The 1456-nt window shown below is 75.5% G+C and carries 2 protein-coding genes; both read left to right on the top strand.

Translation table 11 applies throughout. The annotated features are described in order from the left end of the window. A partial coding sequence (locus EUS26_RS16460; protein ID WP_202865189.1) for a CHRD domain-containing protein occupies window positions 1-705 on the top strand: 705 nt, incomplete at its 5' end. Between the two features lie 13 nt (window positions 706-718). Then, window positions 719-1456, top strand: a 738-nt coding sequence (locus EUS26_RS17620) for a sortase domain-containing protein (protein ID WP_130014912.1), incomplete at its 3' end; no start/stop codon positions are given.

Here is a 1456-nt window from a genome sequence, read left to right as displayed (position 1 = left end):
GCCCTGGCCTCCTCGAGCGCCTGGGAGGGCATGGGTGAGCTGCAGCCGGTCCCGGTCAACGACGCCCCGGGCTCGGGCTCGGCGATGATCACCCTCGACGGCACCACGCTGGACTTCACCCTGGCCTACCAGGGCCTGCTCGCGGAGGCCCCGCACGCCGCGCACATCCACTACGCCGGGGACGCGCGCAACATGTGCCCCACGGCCGAGGACGACGCGGACGGCGACGGCTTCCTGACCACGACCGAGGGTGCCCCGGCCTACGGCGGCATCAAGGTGTCGCTGACCACCGAGGGCGACACCAGCCCGGACTCCGGCCTGGCCGTGGACCGGTTCGGTGTCGGTGACGACGTGTCCTACTCCCGCGGTGGGGTCGAGGTCGACCAGGAGACCGCGGACGCGCTCGCCGACGGCGAGGCCGTCGTCGTCGTCCACGGGGTGGACCACGACGGCAGCGGCGCCTACGACGAGGGCGACCGTGGCATGTCCGACCTGGACCCCGCCCTGCCCGGTGAGGCGACCGACCCGGCCCTGTGCGGTGTCGTGCAGGTCTCCCAGATGGGTGGCGTGCCCGGGGGTGGCGTCGAGACCGGCCAGGCCCCGGTCGATGGTCAGAACCTCGGTCTGATCGCCGCGGGTGGCGTGGCCCTGGCCGCCGGTGGTGCGCTGCTGGTGTCGCGTCGTCGTAGCGCCGACCAGAGCTGACCAGGACCAGCTGATGACCGAGGACGTCGGGCGACCGGGCGCGCACCGCGCTGCCCGGCGTCCCGGTCGCGTCCTGACCACGGTGGCCGCCCTCGGGCTCGTGCTCGGGGGCGGCACCGCCGTCGCCGTCGGCGTGACCGGCCCCGGCACGGCACCCGCCCCGCCCAGCCTGGCCGACAACCCCTCGGTGACCGCCCGCCCGCAGGCCCCCACCGAGCCCGCCGCACCCGGGAGCGTCGCGGACGCCGGGGCGTCGGCCCCGGAGCAGACCACCTCGGCACCCCAGGGCAGCGACGCCCCGGAACCAGGCGACCGGGAGGCCGACGCCCGGTCGGGGAGCACCACCTCGCCCCCCGACGACGAGCCTGCCGAGCCCCTCGCCCCGGTGGCCGAGCCCGCCTCGGTGTCCATCCCCGCGATCGGCGTGAGCTCGCACCTGCTCCACCTCGGCCTGGACGACCAGGGCGCCCTGGCCGTCCCCCAGGGAGACGACTACGACTCCGCCGCCTGGTACGACGGGTCCCCCCGCCCCGGCCAGGACGGACCCGCCGTCATCCTCGGCCACGTCAGCGGCGCCGCCGGCCCCTCCGTCTTCTTCGACCTCGCCCGCCTCCAGGTCGGCGACACCGTCGAGGTCTCCCGCGCCGACGGCACCACCGCGACCTTCGAGATCTACGACCTGCAGCAGTACCCCAAGGACACCTTCCCCACCACCCAGGTCTACGGCAACACCACCGGCCCCGAGCTGCGC

Source organism: Serinicoccus sediminis, assembly GCF_004153545.1.
Taxonomy (GTDB): Bacteria; Actinomycetota; Actinomycetes; order Actinomycetales; family Dermatophilaceae; genus Ornithinicoccus; species Ornithinicoccus sediminis_A.
This window is presented reverse-complemented; position numbering and strand designations above follow the sequence as displayed.